At 47.4% G+C, this 20,964-nt stretch carries 18 protein-coding genes; all 18 read left to right on the top strand.

Annotation, left to right across the window (positions count from 1 at the left end; translation table 11 throughout):
• The first annotated feature begins 63 nt into the window (after positions 1–63).
• The 18 genes from asnS (at position 64) to ASG16_RS24745 (ending at position 20,893) form a co-directional block, all read left to right on the top strand.
• Positions 64–1,353 carry an asparagine--tRNA ligase gene (gene asnS, locus ASG16_RS24830; RefSeq protein WP_007723123.1) on the top strand — a complete coding sequence of 430 codons (1,290 nt, stop codon included), beginning with the start codon at positions 64–66 and terminating at the stop codon, positions 1,351–1,353.
• Positions 1,354–1,475: 122 nt separating this feature from the next.
• Positions 1,476–2,159 carry a DnaD domain-containing protein gene (locus ASG16_RS24825; RefSeq protein WP_007723121.1) on the top strand — a complete coding sequence of 228 codons (684 nt, stop codon included), beginning with the start codon at positions 1,476–1,478 and terminating at the stop codon, positions 2,157–2,159.
• Positions 2,160–2,263: 104 nt separating this feature from the next.
• Complete coding sequence (locus ASG16_RS24820) at positions 2,264–2,686, top strand: hypothetical protein (RefSeq protein WP_048032678.1); 423 nt, start codon at positions 2,264–2,266, stop codon at positions 2,684–2,686.
• Entirely contained in the window at positions 2,667–3,839 is a 1,173-nt protein-coding gene (locus ASG16_RS24815) for a glycosyltransferase family 4 protein (RefSeq protein ID WP_056492888.1), read from the top strand. The genes ASG16_RS24820 and ASG16_RS24815 overlap by 20 nt, the downstream gene beginning before the upstream one ends.
• A 122-nt stretch (positions 3,840–3,961) precedes the next feature.
• The gene (locus tag ASG16_RS24810; RefSeq protein ID WP_056492891.1) at positions 3,962–5,008 is read left to right on the top strand and encodes a glucose-1-phosphate thymidylyltransferase; all 1,047 of its coding nucleotides are present in this window, start codon (positions 3,962–3,964) and stop codon (positions 5,006–5,008) included.
• Positions 5,005–5,808: a glycosyltransferase family 2 protein gene (locus ASG16_RS24805; protein WP_056492894.1), complete on the top strand. Its 804-nt coding sequence runs from the start codon at positions 5,005–5,007 to the stop codon at positions 5,806–5,808. Before ASG16_RS24810 ends, ASG16_RS24805 begins: the two co-directional genes overlap by 4 nt.
• On the top strand, positions 5,805–6,755 hold the full coding sequence (locus tag ASG16_RS24800; protein ID WP_056492897.1) for an NAD-dependent epimerase/dehydratase family protein: 951 nt from the start codon (positions 5,805–5,807) through the stop codon (positions 6,753–6,755). Before ASG16_RS24805 ends, ASG16_RS24800 begins: the two co-directional genes overlap by 4 nt.
• A 26-nt stretch (positions 6,756–6,781) precedes the next feature.
• The gene (locus ASG16_RS24795; RefSeq protein ID WP_056492900.1) at positions 6,782–7,855 is read left to right on the top strand and encodes a glycosyltransferase; all 1,074 of its coding nucleotides are present in this window, start codon (positions 6,782–6,784) and stop codon (positions 7,853–7,855) included.
• Between the two features lie 12 nt (positions 7,856–7,867).
• Positions 7,868–9,154: a UDP-glucose dehydrogenase family protein gene (locus ASG16_RS24790; protein WP_056492903.1), complete on the top strand. Its 1,287-nt coding sequence runs from the start codon at positions 7,868–7,870 to the stop codon at positions 9,152–9,154.
• Between the two features lie 97 nt (positions 9,155–9,251).
• Positions 9,252–11,111, top strand: coding sequence for an oligoendopeptidase F (gene pepF, locus ASG16_RS24785; RefSeq protein ID WP_056492906.1), 1,860 nt, complete (start codon positions 9,252–9,254; stop codon positions 11,109–11,111).
• Between the two features lie 247 nt (positions 11,112–11,358).
• Positions 11,359–12,582, top strand: coding sequence for an efflux RND transporter periplasmic adaptor subunit (locus ASG16_RS24780; RefSeq protein WP_056492909.1), 1,224 nt, complete (start codon positions 11,359–11,361; stop codon positions 12,580–12,582).
• A 4-nt stretch (positions 12,583–12,586) separates the two neighbouring features.
• Complete coding sequence (locus ASG16_RS24775; protein ID WP_056492912.1) at positions 12,587–15,682, top strand: efflux RND transporter permease subunit; 3,096 nt, start codon at positions 12,587–12,589, stop codon at positions 15,680–15,682.
• A gap of 120 nt (positions 15,683–15,802) precedes the next feature.
• Positions 15,803–16,591, top strand: coding sequence for an SDR family oxidoreductase (locus ASG16_RS24770; RefSeq protein WP_048032688.1), 789 nt, complete (start codon positions 15,803–15,805; stop codon positions 16,589–16,591).
• Positions 16,592–16,611: 20 nt separating this feature from the next.
• Positions 16,612–17,103 carry a YajQ family cyclic di-GMP-binding protein gene (locus ASG16_RS24765; RefSeq protein ID WP_056492915.1) on the top strand — a complete coding sequence of 164 codons (492 nt, stop codon included), beginning with the start codon at positions 16,612–16,614 and terminating at the stop codon, positions 17,101–17,103.
• A 92-nt stretch (positions 17,104–17,195) separates the two neighbouring features.
• Positions 17,196–17,672, top strand: coding sequence for a hypothetical protein (locus ASG16_RS24760; protein WP_056492918.1), 477 nt, complete (start codon positions 17,196–17,198; stop codon positions 17,670–17,672).
• Between the two features lie 63 nt (positions 17,673–17,735).
• Positions 17,736–18,533 (top strand): phosphotransferase, encoded by a 798-nt coding sequence (locus tag ASG16_RS24755; protein WP_056492921.1) that lies wholly within the window; start codon positions 17,736–17,738, stop codon positions 18,531–18,533.
• A 78-nt stretch (positions 18,534–18,611) separates the two neighbouring features.
• Positions 18,612–20,270 (top strand): AMP-binding protein, encoded by a 1,659-nt coding sequence (locus tag ASG16_RS24750; RefSeq protein ID WP_056492924.1) that lies wholly within the window; start codon positions 18,612–18,614, stop codon positions 20,268–20,270.
• A 116-nt stretch (positions 20,271–20,386) separates the two neighbouring features.
• Positions 20,387–20,893, top strand: a complete 507-nt coding sequence (locus ASG16_RS24745) for a GNAT family N-acetyltransferase (protein ID WP_056492927.1) — start codon at positions 20,387–20,389, stop codon at positions 20,891–20,893.
• Positions 20,894–20,964: the final 71 nt, after the last annotated feature.

The following is a 20,964-nucleotide window of genomic DNA, read 5'->3' as shown; positions in this document are numbered from 1 at the left end:
GTATAATTGGTTGGTATACTTAGTCTGTATTTGCGTGGCATGGTAAATGGAGGGAATCATTCAATGTTGACGACGATTGCCCGAATCGGGCAGCATGTTGGACAAGAAGTACGCCTGGGATGCTGGTTATACAACAAACGCAGCAGCGGCAAGATTCAATTTTTGCAGCTCCGCGACGGCTCCGGTTTCATCCAAGGTGTAGTAGTAAAAGCGGAAGTAGCGGAAGAAGTGTGGGAGAATGCTTCACAGCTCACACAAGAAAGCTCACTTTACATAACCGGTGTAGTTCGTGCGGATGACCGCGCACCAAGCGGTTACGAACTGACAGTAACAGGTGTGGAAATTATTCAGATCGCCCAGGAATATCCGATTTCCTTGAAGGAGCACGGTGTTGACTTCCTCATGGATCATCGCCACCTGTGGCTGCGTTCTCCACGTCAGCGTGCAGTCATGGCTGTGCGTTCTGAGGTGATTCGCGCCATGTATGAGTTCTTCCACGAGAACGGTTTCGTAAAAGTAGATCCACCGATTTTGACACCGACCTCTGCGGAAGGTACCACGAATCTGTTCCATACCAAATATTTTGAGGAGGATGCGTATCTCTCGCAGTCCGGCCAGCTTTATATGGAAGCAGTCGCTATGGCGTTAGGTCGCGTTTACTCTTTCGGTCCGACTTTCCGTGCCGAGAAATCCAAGACACGTCGTCACTTGATCGAGTTCTGGATGATCGAGCCGGAGATGGCTTTCGTGGATCATGAAGAAAATCTGCGTATTCAGGAAGCGTTCGTTTCTCATGTGGTACAATCCGTATTGAAAAACTGTGAGCGCGAACTGAAAACGTTGGAGCGCGATACAACAAAACTGCAAAATGTAACGGGGTCGTTCCCACGCATCTCTTATGATGATGCGATCAAACTGTTGCAGGAAAAAGGTAGCGAGATCAAATGGGGAGACGACTTCGGGGCACCGGATGAGACGATGATTGCGGATCACTTCGACAAGCCTGTTTTCATCACCCATTATCCTACTGAAATCAAGGCTTTCTACATGAAGCCACACCCTGAACGTCCGGAAGTGGTTCTGTGTGCGGACATGATCGCACCGGAAGGCTACGGTGAAATCATCGGGGGTAGCCAGCGGATTGATGATCCAGAACTCTTGGAGAAACGCTTTGCAGAGCATGAGCTTTCGGAAGAGGCGTATCGCTGGTATTTGGATCTGCGCAAATACGGTACAGTTCCTCACTCCGGTTTCGGTTTGGGTCTGGAGCGTACGATTGCATGGATTTGCGGTCTGGATCACGTGCGTGAAACCATTCCATTCCCACGTATGCTGAATCGTCTCTACCCATAGAGAGTTCCTTAATCACTGAACGATCTACACCCTGTTGCGCGAGGGCAGCAGGGTGTTCCTATTGTTTGACAGCGCGTTTTACGCACTCCCTTGTTATTCCAACCCAGAGGTGAATATGCGTTATGGACTCCCATATATTGCAATTGTTGCAAGAAGGAGCAACATCCGTCTCCAACCTTCTTTTGAAAATGTATAAGCGTATGTCATTGACTGATGACGAGATGATGCTATTGATTCATCTGTTGTCCTTCCAGCAGGAAGGGAATCGATTCCCGACCTTAACAGAGCTGGAGGAACGCATGTCCATGACGAGCCGGAGATTGATTCAATCTCTACAAAAGCTATTAAAAGAAGACTGGATTACGATAGATGAGTTTATCGATCCACAGACGGGCATGCGTCATGAGCAATACAATTTGACCCCCTTGTACAAAAAGCTGTACCAGACCTGGCGGGAGCAGCAAGCAGACCCGAGAAGCATGGAGCCCTTTATGGAAGTGGCCGTTTCTCTGGATGCCGAACCTGTTGCCATTTACGCTCGTTTTGAGCAGGCATTCGGTCGCCCGCTAGCGCCATTTGAATTGGAGAACATCCACATGTGGACCGAACAGGACGGCTATCAGGAAGAATTGATTTTGACCGCTTTGCGTGAGGCTGCAACCGTTGGCAAACTCCACATTCGCTATATCGACAGGATCTTGCTCGAATGGCAAAAGCAACAGATTACAACCGTAGAACAAGCGCGTCTTTACAGCTTGAACTTCCGTAGACAAGCAAATATGAGAGACCACGGGCAACCGCTTTGATTTCCTCCAAATCAAGCGGTTTTTTCTATGTCACGGTACACGTACCCATTTTCCTTGTCTGTCATAACATATTACGTAGATGCAGCTTCAGGAGGCGATGACTTGTGGAAAAACGGAAAAAATGGGATCTGTCTCATTGGGTAACGCCAGGTGTGTTTTCAGGAAGTTATGTCGTAGATGAGGCAGTTCAACGTATTTCAATCGTAAAAGCCAATGAAAAAGAGGAAGAGGAAGTAACGGAAAACGTCCAGGAGTTGGTCGTAAATACAACAGGTGAGCAGCCGAAGGAACTGGTCTTGGAGCCTACCTTCGAAATTATTATGAGAGAGACCGATGAGGCAGTCGTGGAACAGGTTCACAAGCTTGAGCAAGAAGTGTTGGTACTGAGAGAGGCGCTGGCTTCGTGGGAAGAAAGATGGGAGAAGCTTGAAGAGAACCATACAAAACAATTGCAGTACTTGTATCAAGTAGTTCTTTCACTGAAAAAGGAGTGGGAGATCGAGCGAAATGAACATCGCAATTATTAGTCCGGGTCCCTTTTCTGTACCACCGGTCAAAGGAAGCTCGGTCGAACACGATATAGACGAGGTCACAAAGATGATCGAGCCCATGCATAACGTGACGATCTATACTCGTAAATGTGCGACCTATCCAACCTCATCCGTGGAAGAAAACCGGCAGTTCATTCGCGTCCCGTATCAAGGGCCTAAGCCTTATTTGCGCCGGATCATTAACCATATCAAAAAGAACAAGCCAGATGTCATTCTCGTGGAGAACAGACCGATCTATGTTCTCACCTTAAAACGCCATTTTCCCAAGATCCCGGTCTTCGTGAATATGCACTCTCACGTGTATGGATCACAGCCAATCATCAGCAAGGAAAATATGCGGCGCGCCGTTCGCCTGGCAACAGGTTTTATTACGAACAGTGAATTTTTACGTCAACATTTTATTCGTTCGTGCAAGATTCCTGCAAACAAAATTCATGCGGTTCACCTCGGAGTCGATGTCACTCCTTATCAGGTTGCAAAGATAGCGGTCAAAAAAATGCGTCAAGAACTCGGATTGAAGCCAGATGATCGCGTCTTGTTTTATGCCGGCAGACTCATGCGGGGTAAAGGGGTGCATGTGCTGATCAAAGCCTTTCGTCAGGTGAGCAAACAAGATCCGAAAGCTAAACTCGTCATTGTGGGTGGCACGGGATACGGCAGTAATCGCCTGAATCCGTATGTTCGTGAGCTCAAGCGACTTGCGAAGCCTTTGGGTGAAAAGGTGCGTTTCGTCAATTTCGTACCATCCGCAAAAATGCCGCTTTACTACCAAATTGGGGATGTCGTGGCGACACCATCCGTTTGGAAAGAAGCGTTTTGCCGTGTCAATTTAGAGGCAATGGCTTCCGGAAAGCCTGTCATTTCCACTCCACGAGGCGGCATTCGTGAAGTCGTTGCCCACGAGAAAAGTGGCTTTATCATTCCGCCAAAAGATTGGAAAAAAGGATTGCCTGCTGTCTGGGAACTATTGTGGAGTTCACCTGCCGTCCGGAATGAAATGGGCAAACAGGCCCTGCAACGAGCTAAGTTTTTTTCTTGGTACGCAACTGCGCAAGGCTATCTGAACGTGTTTGAAACAGTTGTTCCAACGCGGAGTGAAGAGAAACAACCGCTTTTAAAAACAGGTTAATTCGAATGGAACGGATGTAGGTGGTTGCCTTTTCTTGCTCCAATGTGGACGTCTGCCCTGTCCAGCTATTCAGATACGCATACCTTATAAGTATCGCAGAGCACAACTGGGGAGTGATACTTGTGAAAGGGTTAATCTTGTGTGCTGGACGTGGGACGCGACTGCACCCCTTTTCCTATTCGCAACCGAAAACCCTCCTCCCTGTGGCCAATCACCCGGTCTTACACTACTGCATTCGCAAACTGCGTGAAGTGGGCATTCAGGACATTGGCATCGTGATACATCCTTCTCAAGTACAGATTCCTCCCATGGTGGGCGATGGTAGTCAATTCGGGGCTACCATTACGTTTATCAGGCAGGAGGTACCACTGGGAATTGCCCATGCTGTCCAGCTAGCGCAACCGTTTTTGCAAGACGAACCGTTTATCTTGCTACTAGGTGATAATTTGTTAATGGATTCGCTTCACGGACTTACAAAAGCGTTTACGAAGGGAAAATCTGACGGTGTCGTGATGCTAAGTAAAGTGGAGAGACCACAGGACTATGGGATCGCAGAAGTACAAAAAGGAAGACTGATCTCAGTAGAGGAGAAGCCACGTCAGCCAAAGAGCAATCTGGCGGTTATCGGTGCATACCTGTTTACGCCACCTATTTTTGAGTCGATTGCTACCCTGCAGCCATCTCCACGAGGCGAACTAGAAATAACGGATGCGATTCAATCGATGATTAATCGCGGATTCAAATTGGCTCACTCCGTCACCAACGGAAAGTATTCGGATGTGGGAACCATCGATCGCTGGCTGGAGGCCAACCAGTGGATGCTTACGAGGGAGCTAGGTAATCAACATCAAATTGGCAAAGGAACCATTGTGAAAAATGCGAAGATTACGGGTCCTGTACGAATCGGTGATGATTGTGTGATTGAAAATTGCCAAATAGGACCGTACGTCTCGATCCAGAATGGCGTAAGCTTGAGAAATTGCTCGTATATCGAAAATAGTATTTTGCTGGAAAACAGCTCGCTGCAAGACATTGCTTGGAAAATAACAAACAGCGTTTTCGGCCGCTCATCGATGATGACGGGTCAATCTTCTAACAGTACGGGAGTTTTCATTGTAAGCGACAAATCGTCCATTTGCATTCCGGCTGTCAAGAGGGAGGACGTATGAATCCGACCTTTACTGTAGTCATTCCGACATACAATCGCGCCAAGTTTATTCGCAAAGCCATCAACAGCGTCTTGAATCAAACCTCAAAAGATTGGAAGCTGTTGATCATTGACGATGCGTCCACCGATCGCACCAGAAGTAAAATTGAAAAATATATGTACCACCCAAACATTCTGTATCATCGAATGGAAAAAAATTCTGGAATCGGCAAAGTGATGAATCAGGCATTGTCAATGGTGGATACCCCTTATCTCGTACAACTCGACTCCGATGACTGGTTACCGAAACGAACGCTGGCAGTGATCAAAAAGTACATTCACAAAAGCAAGAAAAGCACGGCTCTCTTCTACGGGAACATGAACATCTGGAAAGTTAAGCGCGGAAAGTATACCAAGACGATTAAGGTGAAACACAAGACCTTTCATAACAAATACCAGTTTTTGAAATACAATCGCTGGATGGTTTCTCCACGCTGCTATCGCGTAGAAGCTCTGCATCAAGTGGGTGGTTGGGATACCTCGGATCGATACGAGGGAAGGATTATGGAGGATCGGCGAATCATTTTGCGGTTAATTGAAAAGTATCCGGTGAGATACATCAACCAAATTCTTTACAACCGGACGAAGCATAAAGGTCAGCTCACAGACAGCAAGATGAAGTTTCGCCGTAATTATTTGCGAAAAAAAACATTCAAATATTATCTGAAAAGGTGGGGCAAGAAGTACAAGGCCATCTATGGTTACAAAAACGGTTATTTAGTCATTAAAAGGCTGAAGAAAGTGAGGCGTCGGAGACGATGAAGAAAGCTCTTGTCACCGGCTGTGCAGGCTTTATTGGGTCTCATTTGACACAGCGCTTGTTGAACGATGGTGTGACAGTCGTCGGGATAGACGGTTTCATCGATAACTACGATGTTGCTGCGAAACTGCGTAATCTGGCCGAAATAGGAAAACATCCTGCCTTCACCTTCCACTCTACAACACTTCAGACTGGGCGTTGGGACATTTGGCTCGAGAATGTCGACGCTGTTTTCCATCTCGCTGCCTTGCCGGGCGTAAGAAATAGCTGGGGAAAGTCCTTTGCCGATTATGTTAGCCATAATATTTTGGCTACACAAGAATTGCTGGAGGCTTGCTTGCAAAGACCGAAGCCACCTGTCATCGTGGTCTCGTCCTCTTCCTCGGTTTACGGGACGATGCAAGGGACCGTAACCAATGAAACTGCGCCTCTTCGCCCGGTTTCCCCTTATGGTGTGACCAAGGAAGCGATGGAACAAATCTGCTCGGTTTATGTAAAAGCTTATGGACTCCCGGTTAGCATGCTTCGCTACTTTACGGTATACGGTCCCAGACAGCGTCCCGATATGGCTTTTCATCGTTTCTTTCGTCAAATGATGAAAGGCGAGCAGGTCATCATCTATGGGGATGGCCAGCAATCCAGAGACTTTACGTATGTGACAGACGCGGTAGAGGCGAATCTGCTCGCTGCACAGCACGCTGTTCCCGGAGATATTTTTAATGTGGGGGGAGACCGGGAAATCAAGCTCATCGATGTGCTATCCATCATGGGCACGTTAATGAATCTGACCCCCCGCATTACGTTTCAAAATGGGCCGGCAGGTGACTCCTTACGAACCTGTGCGGATATCCAATTTGCCCAACAACGCTTGGGATACACACCAAAAGTGACGCTAGAAGAGGGCCTTCGCCATCAATTAGCAGAGATTCGTTCGCAATCGAAGGGGTAACACCCGTCACCAAGGAGGCCAGTTGCATGCATCGGGTCCTCGTTTATCGCAGAAAGTTTCTTCCCAAGAGTGAAACATTTATTTATGAGCAATTGCTTGGACATCAAGTGGTCAAACCCGTGGTGTTGACCCGACAGCGAGCCTTTAACCGAAAACAATTTCCTTATTCGCCGGTCTATGTGCGCAAGCATATGGCCGGCCTCTCCACTTGGCTGCGACGCAAAAAAATTAAATGCCTGCATGCCCGCTTTGGTCCTGCTGGGCTAGAATTGCTTCCTTATGCAGAAAAAAGCAAACTCCCCCTGATCACTTCCTTTCACGGCTTTGATGCCACCAAGCGCGTCAAAGAAAATCCATTGTACAGACGGTCCCTTCCGCGTCTCTTTCGAAAGGGCCATGCGTTTACAGTCGTGAGCAATCACATGAGAAAGCGATTGATTCATCTGGGCTGTCCCCCATCCAAAATTACCCTTATCCGCTCAGGAATTGATTTGCGCAAATTTCCCATGCTGCCGCCACAGCCCGTGGAAAATGGGGAGTACCGATTGCTAAGCGTAGGGAGACTGACTGAAAAAAAGGGTATGGATACGTTAATTAAGGCGTTTACCCATGTGCATAAAAAACATCCCAAGGCAAAGTTAATCATCGTCGGCGATGGAGAAGAAAAAAAGAAACTCAAACAACTGATCAAGAAAAATAGGTTAGGCACACAAGTCGTGCTCAAAGGGGCTCTGCCACATCGTGAAGTCCAGCGTGAACTGGCCAAGTGCCATTTGTTCATCATCGCATGCAAGACAGCGAGAAATGGTAACCAGGAGGGGATTCCTAATGTCATCATGGAAGCGATGGCTAGCGGACGCCCTGTCATTTCCACCTATCACGCGGGAATCCCCGAGCTGGTTGAACACAAAGTGACCGGATATCTGGTTCCAGAGAAATCACCGACTGCGCTCGGGAAAATGATAAACCGTGTACTAACAGAAAGTCACGAGTGGGCACAGATCACGACGGAGGCTCGGCTGAAAGTAGAAAAAAACCACGATATCCATCAGCAACGGATGAGGCTAGAAGAGCTTTATTTGCGTGTGTCGAAAAAATGATGAGGTGAAGGAATGAAAGTTGCCGTTATTGGGACCGGCTACGTAGGTTTGACGACTGCTGTTTCCCTAGCCATGAACGGTCATCAGGTGACGGGTATTGACCTCGTTGCATCCAAAGTAAAAAAACTGCGCCAAGGGATCTCGCCGATTTACGAACCGGGCTTAGAAGAGGCATTGAAAAAAGTATTGGATGATGGCGCACTTGCTTTTTATACAGACCTGACAGAGGCGAAGGACGCAGAGATTTTTTTCATTTGTGTGGGGACACCTGAAGCAGCAGACGGTACAGCCGATTTAACGTATTTACTCGGGGCTGTTTCTGACATTCACAAGGTCCATTTGCTCGCACCGCAAGAACGCATCGTGGTAATCAAAAGTACCGTACCAGTCGGAACTGGCGAAAAAGTAGCGGGGATGCTGGCTGGCTGCCAAGGAGTATCTGTTGCATCCAACCCGGAGTTTTTACGGGAAGGGAGTGCATTATTGGACGCATTGGAGCCTTCGCGAATCGTCATTGGTGTAGATAATTCTCAGGCAGCCGCTCGCATGGAGGAACTGTACAACGGCGTGAAGGCACCGCGCGTCATCACCACCAGGGCTAATGCAGAGCTGATCAAATACGCTTCGAATGCATTTTTGGCAACCCGTATCTCCTTTATGAATGAGCTAGCACGTTTAAGTACCGTGCTCGGGACGGATATCGTGACGATCTCGCGAGGAATGGGACTGGACAGCCGAATCGGTCCGCAATTTTTACGGGCAGGAGTAGGCTATGGCGGCTCCTGTTTTCCGAAGGATACGATTGCGTTATTGCAGCTCGCAGCAGAGCGCAATATTCACTTAAGTATTTTGGATAAAGTGCGAGAGGTGAATGCTACACAGCCTGTCTGGTTTTTGGAGCAGTTGTGCTTGCAGCTCCTTGATTTGAAAGGCAAACAAATTGCTGTTCTGGGGCTGACGTTTAAACCGGATACGGATGACATCCGCGAAGCGCCATCGCTCAAATTGATAGAAACACTCTTGCAAAAAGGTGCCTTCGTGAAGGCGTTCGATCCGATTGGAGCACCCGGTGTCAGCAAACAGTTTCCACAGATCACGTACACGCAATCAGCGGCAGAAGCATGCGAGGGAGCACACGCCGCATTATTGGTTACAGAATGGGAACCGTGTGTCCAACTGAATTGGAAACAGGTTTATCAAAGCATGGCACAGCCGCTCTTGCTAGACGGACGAAATGCCTGGCCGAACCAGGAGGTAAAGGAAGCAGGTTTTCATTATATTGGAGTAGGGAGAAGCTGACTTTCCTTTTCGGGAAAGCTCGGCTTTTTTTTCTGTGGAAAACGTGAAAGCGCCTGATTGATTTGAACCTGTAGGCATAATACGATAGGATACACATATGGATGATTTGACCATTTCATCTTACATGAATAACGAGGGAGTGATCACGGTGAATAAAAGCAAAACACTGCCGAAACGCAGTGACGTCCCCGCTGAATACAAATGGCGTCTTGAGGACATGTATCCCACAGATAATGATTGGGAAGCGGACGTACAAAAAGTAAAACAGCTCACAGAAAAAATCGCAGCAATGAAAGGCTCTCTGGCTACTTCCGGTAAACAGTTGCTGGCCGTGTTGACTCTGCAAGATGAATTATTGAAGACGCTTGATCAAGTGTACGTCTACGCACGTATGCGTCGAGATGAAGACAATGCCAACAGCAAGTATCAAGGGCTGACTGACAGGGCGACTAGCCTTAGCACGCAGGTATACGGTTCCATTTCGTACATACAGCCAGAGATTTTGGCGATTGCCACGGAAGACTTGCAAACGTGGATCAAAGAAGTAGAAGGACTTGAGCACTATCGCATTTTATTAGAAGAGATTACTCGCTTCAAGCCACATACGCTATCCGCAGAGGAAGAAGCATTGTTGGCGAATATGAGCGAGCTTGCATCTTCTCCTTCCAAAATTTTTGGGATGCTCAACAACGCGGACATGAAATTTCCGATGATCACGGATGAAAACGGCGAGGAAGTCGAGCTGACCAAGGGACGCTACACGCAGTTCATGGAAAGCAAAGACCGACGTGTACGCAAAGAAGCATTCGAAGCGCTGTACAGTACGTATGGCAAGTTCCGCAATACGATCGCAGCCTCGTTGACATCTGCGATCAAAGGAGATGTTTTCAACGCACGGACGAGAAAATATCCGTCTGCCCTGTACGCTGCCTTGTTTGCCGATAATGTGGAGCTCTCTGTTTACGATAACCTGATTGCAACGATCCATGAGCATCTGCCGCTCATGCACCGATACATTGCCTTGCGCAAAAAATTATTGGGCGTAGATGAATTGCACATGTACGATTTGTACGTGCCGATCGTACCTGAGACGGACATGAAAATCCCGTATGATCAGGCTGTTTCAACGATTAAAGAAGCACTTCATCCACTGGGTGAGGAGTACGGTCGTATTTTGGATGAGGGCTTTTCCAACGGTTGGATTGATGTGCATGAAAACGAAGGGAAGACAAGTGGAGCCTATTCATGGGGCGCCTATACGTCACATCCGTTTGTACTCATGAACTATCAGGACAATGTCAACAACATGTTTACGCTAGCGCATGAGATGGGGCATGCTTTGCATAGCTACTATTCCAATCACGCTCAGCCTTACACGTATGCCGATTACAAGATTTTCGTAGCAGAAGTGGCTTCTACACTGAACGAAGCACTACTAATGAATCATTTGCTCGAGACGACGACGGACAAGAAACAGCGCATGTACTTGATTAATCATTACCTGGAACAGTTCCGTGGAACGGTATTCCGTCAAACGATGTTTGCTGAGTTTGAGAAAATTGTGCACGCAAAAGAAGAGCAGGGAGAGCCGCTGACAGCCGAATCTCTCAGTACGATTTACCGTGAGCTCAATGTTTCCTATTACGGCCCGGACATGGTTGTAGACAGCGAGGTAGATTTGGAATGGGCACGAATCCCTCATTTCTATCGCGGCTTCTATGTGTATAAGTACGCGACTGGCTTCTCGGCCGCGACGTCTCTTTCCAAGCAGATTGTGGAGGAAGGCCAGCCAGCCGTAGATCGTTATTTGCAGTTCCTCAAGGGCGGTAGTTCAGATTATCCGCTTAATCTGCTCAAGGGCGCAGGCGTAGACATGACGTCGCCAACACCGATTGCAGAAGCATTGAGTGTCTTCAAGGAATTGCTCGAGGAACTGGAACAACTGATAGAACAATAACAAGACTCAAATCCAACAGGCAGTTCAAGTCTATGACTTGGCTGCTTTTTTTGTAAATTTTTCCTCAAGATCGTCCAAAAAAAGGTAACTTTCCCAGTTTTCTTGCGTATCTATTTATGCGCTGTTAGGTACTGTTCTCCGTCTCGGGGCGGATATGAATTTCCACCCGCTGACTGTTTTGCAGCAGAGGTAAAAACTGGCACAATTACGCCATGAGGAATGATTGTGAAAATTTGGAGGAATTCTTGTGAAAAAACGGGCATCGATTATTCTGGCATCGGTAATGTTGGTCACTGCTGGTTGTTCAGCACCAGCACCAGAGGCACCGCAGCAGACAGAGGCAAAGGCGAAGGTAGTAGAGGTAGTGAAGGTTCAAAAAGCAACAAAGCCAGTGATGCTCGCAGTCACAGGGATGGTAGAAGCCAAGCGGGACGCGGTGTTATCGTTTGGTACAGGCGGAACGATCTCCGCGATCTCCGCGACCAAAGGAGCAAAAATTGCGCAAGGTCAGTTATTGGCCACATTGGATACCCGTTACCATCAAAAAGAAATTGCAGCGGCACAGGGGCAAGTAGAGGAAGCGGCAGCGCGGAAAATCAAGACGTTAAAGGGCGCGACAGCAGAAGCACTTGAGCAGAAGCGTCTGCAGGTAAAAAGCGCGCAAGACAGTCTGGATAAAGCAAAGCAGGATCTCGCAACAAGTGAGAAGCTATTTGCTGGTGGAGCCATTTCGCAAAACGAAATAAATGCGAGTAAACGGGCTGTTACACAAGCAGAGATTACACTGCGTGACGCTCAGTTGTCTCTGAATGAACTGCAAAAAGGAGCGGAACCAGAAGATGTCATGGTCGCCAACGCATCGATTAAAGCTGCTGCCGGCGGTGTAGACCGTGCGAAGAAGAGCTTGGATGATGCGAAAATACAGGCACCATTCGCAGGAACAATCGTGGATGTGAACTTGCAAATTGGAGAGCAGGTGTCTCCCGGTCAGGAAATCATTCGCCTCGTCGACCTGTCTGAAGTGAAGATAACCTTGGATGTTTCCAATGATTTGATCAGTCAGTTCCATGAAAAAACGAAGGTGCAGGCGTTATCTGACGATGGAAAGAAAAGTGAAGGAACTATTGCCTTTATATCTCCAGTTGTGAACAAGGATACAGGTAAATACCGCGTCGAGATCACGATTCCGAATGCAGATGGTTACTGGCGTGGTGGAATGGCCGCAACGATTGAGGTGCCGCGCCAAGTAAATGGCTTCCTCGTGCCGCTGGAAAGTGTCGGCGTGAGTCAAACAGACCATTATGTAATGGCAGTAGAGAATGGACTGACTGTAAGAAAACCAGTGAAAACCGGTCAATTGGTCGGAGACTCCATCGAAATCGTATCTGGAGTGAAAGAAGGCGACCAACTCCTGCGCAGTGGAATTACATTCTACGTCGAAGGGCAAAAAGTAGAGGCGAAGGGAGAATAGTTGCATGAACAAGGTGATTCTCTTTTTGCTGAAAAGACAGCTAATCGTCTACTTGTTTACATTTTTACTCGTGATTGCAGGTTTGGGGTCCTTATTCAGCTTTAATATCGAACTCGTTCCAAAGACGAACTTTCCTGATATTTACGTAAGAATTTCCGGTGGTGCACTGCCACCAGAAGAGATGGAAGAAAAAGTAACGAAAAAAGTAGAGCAAGAACTAAAATCGATTAATGATATTAAAAAATACTCTTCTTCAACAAGTGCAGGTTCTGTCAGAATCAATATTTCAGCAAATGAAGGTAAAGGCGAGCAGGTTAAGCAAGATGTACAAAATGCCGTCAACCGTCTCCGAAACGGTTTTCCGAAAGCCGTTGACTCTGTAGATATCTCCCAGAGCAATATGGGTAGCGATCAAATGATTGATTTTGCCGTCGTGGGAGCAGAGCCGAAGACCATGCTGAGTTTGGCAAAAACTTCAATCAAGGACCGCATTGAAGAAGTCGAGGGAGTTAAGGAAGTAATCGTAGAAGAGAAAAGCTTCGAGAATAAAATTACCATATCCTTTTTGCCACAGCGATTGAATGCCTATCAAACAACGCCAGCGGCTATCATTTCACAGCTTCAGGATACAAACTGGAAGCAAGGGATTGGTACACTGGAGAACACGGGATTTGATACAGTTGTCATGATTGACAATACTTATCAGACTCCACAGGAAATAGAGGCACTGCCAATTGATACACCGAGAGGAACCGTTTCTCTGAATCAACTGGCGCAAATTGAAGATTTGCGTGGAAAAGTGAAAGACTTCGTGGCTCTGACAAACGGTTCCGTGTTTATTCAACTCAGCGTGACGCGGGCAGACGGCTATGACTTGATCACAACACAAAAGAATGTAGAAGAAGTCGTTCGCAAAATGAACACAGAAGCAAACGGTAAATACAACATCAAAGTCATGTTCGAAGGAGCTTCCTTTGTCGAGCACGCCGTGAGCAACCTCAGCCGGGATGTCATGATTGGTGGGGCGCTTGCGATCATCATCTTGTTCGTCTTCCTGCGCAACTGGAGGGTCACACTCGTCATCGCTACGACGTTGCCGCTCTCTGCGTTCATGACGTTCATCGCGATGAAACTCGCAGGCTACAACATTGATATGATCAGTTTGCTGTCCTTGAGCTTGTCAGTCGGCTTGATCGTCGATGCCGCTATCGTCGTATTGGAAAGTATCTATCACTACCGGGAAAAGGGCGAAGAGCTGAAGCAGGCTATTATTAAAGGAACGAGAGAAGTCTTGACACCTGTGTTCACCTCGCAGCTCACGATCATCATCGTCTTTTTGCCACTTGTCTTTGCGGATTTTGAAGATTGGCTGAAACCGGTTTTGGCCACAATCGCCTTTACGGTATCCGCTGCCATTATTGCATCGACGATCGCTGCTTACTTCTTCGTTCCCGTGTTTTCCAATCGCTTCTTGCAGAAGGATAAGCACGTTTCGCTAGAAGGAGAAGGCAAGGAACACTTTATCATTCGCGTATTCAGCGGCATTTTACATGTAGCGATTAGACATCGGATAAAAACGGTTTTACTCGCAGTAGCATTGCTGGTTGGTGCCGTTTTCCTCACACCTTTTATGAAAATGGGTCAAGGGATTAACCCGAATGAAAATATCGTCTTTGTCAATATGAAAATGCCAATGGGAGCTACGTTGGAAACAGCTCAAAAAGCAGCCGTCACCGCGGAAACATCGCTGCGGGAGATCCCGGAAATCAAGGATGTATTCTTCTTTACTTCCAAGGAAGAAGCAACATTGTTCATTTCCTTAATTCCGAAGACGGACAGAACACGTGATAAGGACGCTTTGAACGAGGATATTAACAAGCGCCTGAATGAGACCCCAGGAATCGACTCTGTCTCCATGTCTTTCGGACAACAAGGCGGAAGCGGCCCGATCCAACTGGATGTTTACGGGGATAACATGGAAGTCATGCGGAAGATCGCAACCGATCTGGAAACGATGCTTGGCACGATCAACGGGCTCACCAACATTCGCAACGATTTTAAAGAAGGAAAAGAAAAAGTTACGTTGCTGCCAAAACAAGAGGCGCTTACCAGACTGAATGTCGATCATCGTTCTCTTTTGCAACAACTGAGCGTGTTAATCGGCAGCCAACCAATTACGTCCATCACACAGGATGGAATCGAAGTCGACATCGTTGCCAAGATGCCGGACAACTGGCTGAAGCACCCGGATCAGCTCAAAACGATTATGGTGACATCGAAAGACGGGGCAGCAGTGCCTTTGGCAGATCTGGTGGAAATGGAGTACAGTAAGTCTCCGATCACGATTGAGCGGAAAGAAGGCGAACGCATCGTTACGGTTTCTGCCGAGATGCTGGGAAGTGATTTAGGGGTAGTAGGCCGTGAGCTAAATGAGAAATTGCCAACCGTACCTGTACCAGCAGGATATAATGTCGAAATCGCTGGTAAGCTAAAAGAGCAAAGCACGAATATGAGCCAGGCGATATTCGTATTCCTGGGGGTTCTGGCTCTGATTTACGTCATCATGGTTGCCCAGTTCGGGCGGATGTCCCAACCGTTTATCATCATGCTGACGATTCCAATGGCCTTGGTCGGTGTTGTGCTTGGATTCGTCCTTACGCAGCGGACATTCGGTGAAATGGCGATGATCGGGATCATCATGCTTGTCGGTATCGTCGTATCCAATGCGATCCTCTTGATCGACAGGATCAACCTGCTGCGCAAACGTGGAATGGAAACCGCAGAGGCGATTATCCAAGGAACGAAGGAACGTATTCGTCCCGTTATCATGACGAAGCTGACGGCGATTCTCGGGATGCTGCCGATGGGTCTTGCAATGGCGGAAGGCTCTGATTTGGAAGCACCACTCGCAACAGCCGTTATCTCCGGCTTGATTTTCCACACGATTGTGACACTGGTGCTCGTACCAGTCTTGTACTCCCTGTTTGAAGGGGCGAAGGCAGGAAGACTGGCACGAAAAGCTGCTCGCCAGGCGAAGCGCGAAGCGAAACGAGCAGCAAAACAAAACAAAGATAAGAACGTACCTCCGACAGAGGTATAGTGATTCGCAAGAGAAGGGGAGTATGTGCTGCACCCCTTCTCTTTTTCTTTTCCTTCGTCTGAAAGTTCTGTAGAATAAAGAGATCAAGATACATACATGGATCAAGAAAGGAGCATGCACATGGATCTATTTTTGCAAGGAAAAACGGCTCTAGTACTCGCCTCATCAAAAGGATTGGGGAAGGCAACAGCGCAGTGCCTCGCCCAAGAAGGAGCGAATGTGACGATATGCGGTAGAGATGAAGCTGCTCTGGAAATCGTTCGTGCAGAGATCGAACAAGCTACTGGAAAATCACCTCTTGCCGTAACCGTGGATGTGACGAAGGAAGAAGATATCAAGCGGGTTGTCGAAGCAACGGTCAAGCATTTTGGCAGCGTCGATATTTTAATCAACAATTCAGGTGGACCTGCAACAGGCAGATTCGATCAGCTTACCGACGAACAGTGGATGCAAGCCTTCCAGCTAAATTTGCTCAGCTATGTACGTGCTATTCGTGCTGTTTTACCGCATATGCGAGCGAACCAATTTGGAAGAATCATCAATTTCGCTTCCTCGTCCTTTAAACAGCCAATTGAGAATTTACTTCTGTCCAATACGTTTCGTACTGGGGTATTGGGCTTATCCAAGACGCTTTCTTCAGAACTAGGACCGGATGGGATTCTGATAAACACCATTGGGCCAGGCAGAATTGCGACGGATCGGGTGGCACAACTAGATGGACTTACCGCAGAGGCGAAGAGTATCAGTGCTGATGAAGTTAGGGAAAATTGGGAGAAGCAAATCCCATTGGGCAGATACGGCCAGCCTGACGAGTTTGCTCGCATGGTGACATTCTTGGCTTCGCCAGCCAACAGCTACGTGACAGGTCAATCCTTCCTCGTCGATGGTGGGTTGATCCGAGCGATCTAATAAAAGAGAGGGGAATTCCTTTGAGTAAAGAGAGCTCATTTGATATCGTGTCCAAGGTAGAGTTGTCCGAAGTGAACAATGCGATTCAGACCGCATTAAAAGAAATAGAAAATCGCTTTGACTTCAAAGGGAGCAAGAGCAGCATCGCCTTGGAAAAGGAAGAGCTCGTCCTCGTCTCCGATGACGACTTCAAGCTTAGTCAGGTAAAAGATATTTTGCTTGGCAAGCTCGTCAAACGGGATGTCCCGATCAAAAACCTCGACTACGGAAAGATCGAACCAGCAGCGGGCGGTACAGTCCGTCAGCGTGTAAAGCTAGTACAGGGGATCGACAAAGACAATGCGAAAAAGATCAACAGCATCATCAAAGATACAGGACTCAAAGTGAAAACACAGATTCAAGACGATCAAATTCGCGTGACGGGAAAAAGCAAAGATGAATTACAGCAAATCATCAACGCAATTCGCAAGGCTGATTTGCCTTTGGAGGTACAATTTATTAACTACCGCTAATTACTAGAAAAGTTTTTGCTTCTAACTCTCTTCACTCTCGCATATGCATGTACAAATAAGTGACAAGCACTTGCGAAAGGGAGAGTAGAGACATGAAGGTCTTTATTATCAGTATGCGCAATCTCATTTTGGGCGGAATTGTGTTCCTTGTAGCACTGGTGGCGGGCATCGTACTTCTGGTCAAAGACCCTCTGAGTGTCTCGGACTCCTACCGACCGTCAGACCCGACTACTTCTGTTACAGCGACGGCACCCATGAACCAGCCAGCAGGATCAGAAAAGCCAGCGCTGAATATGGAGGTCAAGATGGATGGGACGACGGCAGAAGTATCCTTGCTTACAGAGAACTTCACGTTTGTTCAGGAAAATGGCGAATTGGCCGAGGCCCCAGTCTTTGGTGAGGGACACGCACATTTATACCTGAATGGCGAACCAAAAGGGATGATTTACCAACCAGAGTTTTTACTGAAAAAGTTGCCCAAGGGAGAGCATGAAATTCGGGTAGAGCTCAACTACAGCAACCACCTGCCATACAAGGTAGAAGCTACGAAAAAAATCGTCGTGAAGTAAGACAGATGGCGTTCCACAACAGGGACGCTTTCTTTTTCGTCAAAAGAAAGGGGCGTTCTTGATATGGAAAAATCGTCATCATCGAGGGAAGAATTATTAGCGGGAGGAAACGTAACGAACGTTTACCGTTCTGGCAATACAGTCAGAAGGGAAGTAAAGCCAGGGAGCAAGAACATTCATGAATTATTGAAGCACTTGGAAAGAAAAGGCTATCCGTATGCGCCAAAATTTTTAGGCATGGATGAAAAGGGGAGAGAAATCCTGTCCTTTATAGAGGGAGAGGCAGGTCATTACCCTTGGAAGGAATATATGAAGTCAGACGAAGCGTTACAAGTAATTGCAAAAATGCTTCGGCTTTATCATGACTCTGTGAGTGATTTTCCTTTCGATGATCAGTGGCTTTCGTTCGTTCACACGCCTGGTCCGCGTGAAGTCATCTGTCATAACGACTTTGCTATGTACAATATCATTTTCCATCAACAAAAACCGATTGGCATTATCGATTTTGATTTAGCGTCTCCGGGTCCAAAACTTTGGGATATCGCCTATGCGCTCTATACCTGCGTGCCTTTGAGCAGATTTTCTTTAACGGAATCCGGAGAAAAAATCCATTACCAACCATTGGTGCATGCCAACCAGCGAAAACAGCGAGTGGCCATGTTCTTTGAGTCGTACGGGATGGAAATGAAGGAAGGTACGCTAGAAATGGTCCTGCTTCGTTTAGAAGGACAATGCAAAACCATTGCCCTAAAAGCCAGTGAGGGCGATGCTGCTTTTCAAAAGATGGCCGAAGAAGGACATATTCTTCACTATCAAGAAGACATCGCATTTATCAAGGAACACATGAACGAATGGTTATAGAACGATAACGGAAAAGAAGGGATTGTGGCGTAAAAGAAGAATCCTACAGAATAGTCTGAATGTTTTGGGGGTGCTTATATGATTCATATGACCACAATCGGCAACATGTTAGACGACACAGCGAGTAAGTATCAGGAAAAGGAAGCGCTGGTTTATCACGAACGAGGGCTTCGCTATACGTTTGGGGAATTTCAAGCGATATGCAATCAGGCAGCGCGGGGATTTATGTCCTTGGGCATTCAAAAAGGGGAAAATATTGCGATTTGGGCAACGAATGTACCAGAATGGGTGATTTCGCAATTTGCTACAGCGAAAATGGGTGGTGTACTGGTAACGGTTAATACGAGCTACCGGGTACATGAACTGGAATATTTGCTGCGTCAATCCGAGTCGACGACGCTTCTCTTAATGGATTCCTATCGCGATGCGAATTATCTCGCCATGATTCAAGAGATTTGCCCGGAGTTACAGACATGTGAACCTGGAGCGCTACAATCCAAAAGGCTTCCGCATTTAAAAAATGTGATTTATCTAGGAAATGAGCGACAACCCGGAATGTTTTTGTGGAGTGATTTGCTCGAACGTGCAGCATGGGTCACAGAAGAAGAGCGGATCGCGCGACAGGAGACGCTCTCACCTGATGATGTCATCAATATGCAGTACACATCGGGCACGACCGGTTTTCCAAAGGGAGTCATGCTGTCCCATGTCAATATTGTCAATAATGCCATCAAGGTAGCGGAATGTCAGCGGCTCGGGTTTGAGGATAAGGTATGTATTCCTGTGCCGTTTTTCCACTGCTTTGGCTGTGTGATGGGGACCTTGGCATGTGTGGCGACAGGGGCGACGATGGTTCCTGTCATCGCCTTTGATCCCGGTGTTGTACTTGCGGTTGTGGAGGCCGAACGCTGCACAGCGCTGTATGGTGTACCCACGATGTTTATTGCCGAATTGAACCATCCGACGTTTGCCGAGCGTAATCTGAGCTCGCTGCGAACAGGCATCATGGCTGGTTCTTTATGCCCGATTGAGGTCATGAAGAAGGTCGTCGATCAAATGGGAATCCGTGACATCACGATTGCGTACGGACAAACTGAAGCTTCTCCTGTCATCACACAGACCGTACCAGAGGATTCCCTCGAGCGAAAAGTATCCACTGTCGGTCGTCTGCATGCTGAGGTAGAAGCAAAAATCATCGATCCGGCGACAGGTGACATTTTGCCGTCAGGTGTACAAGGCGAGCTGTGCACCCGAGGATACTTGGTCATGAAAGGCTATTACAACATGCCAGAGGAGACAGTAAAAGCAATCGATCACGAAGGCTGGCTACATACAGGAGACTTGGCAACCGTCGATGAAGAAGGCTACTATCGGATTACTGGCAGGCTGAAAGACATGATCATTCGCGGAGGGGAAAATATTTATCCTCGTGAAGTAGAAGAATTCCTCTATACACATCCAAAAGTGTTGGACGTCCAGATTGTAGGTGTACCTGATGCCAAATACGGAGAGCAGGTTTTGGCGTGTATTCGGGTAAAGCCTCACGAAACGTTGACGGCCGAAGAGGTACGGGACTATTGTGAAGGGAAGATCGCTCATTACAAAATCCCTCGCTACATACAGTTTGTAGACGAATATCCGATGACCGCTTCCGGTAAAATTCAAAAGTTCAAGCTGCGAGAGCAAGCGTTGCAGCTATTTGGGCAAAGCAACCCAAACCAGACGGGAACGGCATAGGATAGGTTCAAGCGCTAGGGAGATGCTCCTGGCGCTTTTTTTAGATAGTTCTTTACTTTCAAGTAACTCTTGACTAAGATAAGTGGAAATCAAAAATAGGAGAGGTGCAGCCTAGGATGGAAGTTAGATTTTTGGGACCAGACGATGCAGAAGAGTTGGTAAAGATTAGACTAGAAGGGCTGCAAACAGACCCAGACGCTTTTGGCTCTACCTATGAAGAGGCAATTCAGGTATCGATGGAAGAGTGGCTGCAAAGACTTTCTCAAGGGGAGTCAGGTGATAGCGGCTATTTTGGTGCATTTGTGGAAGGAAAGCTGGCTGGAATCATTGGTTTTTTCCGCCACAAAGGGCTGAAAGCAAAACACAAAGCCTCTGTCGTCTCCATGTACGTACGTGAAGCGTATCGCGGGACAGGTGTCGCACAAGCGCTCATGCAGGCAGAACTTGCCTACTTAAAGGAACGGGGAGATATCGATACGGTACAGCTCGCGGTCGTTACGACCAATCCGGCTGCCATTCGTCTCTATGAAAAAATGGGCTTTATTCCATACGGTTTAGAGAAGCGTGCACTGAAAATCGGCGATCAATATTTTGATGAGAGCCACATGTCTATTCTTTTATAAGACAAACATGAAAAAGCGAAGGCACTCAATCGTGGATGCCTTCGCTTTTTCTATGCCCTACGCTACGGGTG

It is taken from the genome of Brevibacillus sp. Leaf182, assembly GCF_001423865.2.
In the GTDB taxonomy this organism is placed as follows: Bacteria; Bacillota; Bacilli; order Brevibacillales; family Brevibacillaceae; genus Brevibacillus; species Brevibacillus brevis_C.
Note: the sequence above shows the minus strand (reverse complement) of the source record. Positions and strands in the feature narration are given on the sequence as shown.

Excerpts from the sequence above, each read along its gene's own strand:
- asnS (WP_007723123.1), top strand. The coding sequence starts at position 64 with ATGTTGACGACGATTGCCCGAATCGGGCAGCATGTTGGACAAGAAGTA.
- ASG16_RS24825 (WP_007723121.1), top strand. The coding sequence starts at position 1,476 with ATGGACTCCCATATATTGCAATTGTTGCAAGAAGGAGCAACATCCGTC.
- ASG16_RS24815 (WP_056492888.1), top strand. The coding sequence starts at position 2,667 with ATGAACATCGCAATTATTAGTCCGGGTCCCTTTTCTGTACCACCGGTC.
- ASG16_RS24805 (WP_056492894.1), top strand. The coding sequence starts at position 5,005 with ATGAATCCGACCTTTACTGTAGTCATTCCGACATACAATCGCGCCAAG.
- ASG16_RS24800 (WP_056492897.1), top strand. The coding sequence starts at position 5,805 with ATGAAGAAAGCTCTTGTCACCGGCTGTGCAGGCTTTATTGGGTCTCAT.
- ASG16_RS24795 (WP_056492900.1), top strand. The coding sequence starts at position 6,782 with ATGCATCGGGTCCTCGTTTATCGCAGAAAGTTTCTTCCCAAGAGTGAA.
- ASG16_RS24790 (WP_056492903.1), top strand. The coding sequence starts at position 7,868 with ATGAAAGTTGCCGTTATTGGGACCGGCTACGTAGGTTTGACGACTGCT.
- pepF (WP_056492906.1), top strand. The coding sequence starts at position 9,252 with ATGGATGATTTGACCATTTCATCTTACATGAATAACGAGGGAGTGATC.
- ASG16_RS24775 (WP_056492912.1), top strand. The coding sequence starts at position 12,587 with ATGAACAAGGTGATTCTCTTTTTGCTGAAAAGACAGCTAATCGTCTAC.
- ASG16_RS24770 (WP_048032688.1), top strand. The coding sequence starts at position 15,803 with ATGGATCTATTTTTGCAAGGAAAAACGGCTCTAGTACTCGCCTCATCA.
- ASG16_RS24760 (WP_056492918.1), top strand. The coding sequence starts at position 17,196 with ATGAAGGTCTTTATTATCAGTATGCGCAATCTCATTTTGGGCGGAATT.
- ASG16_RS24755 (WP_056492921.1), top strand. The coding sequence starts at position 17,736 with ATGGAAAAATCGTCATCATCGAGGGAAGAATTATTAGCGGGAGGAAAC.
- ASG16_RS24750 (WP_056492924.1), top strand. The coding sequence starts at position 18,612 with ATGATTCATATGACCACAATCGGCAACATGTTAGACGACACAGCGAGT.
- ASG16_RS24745 (WP_056492927.1), top strand. The coding sequence starts at position 20,387 with ATGGAAGTTAGATTTTTGGGACCAGACGATGCAGAAGAGTTGGTAAAG.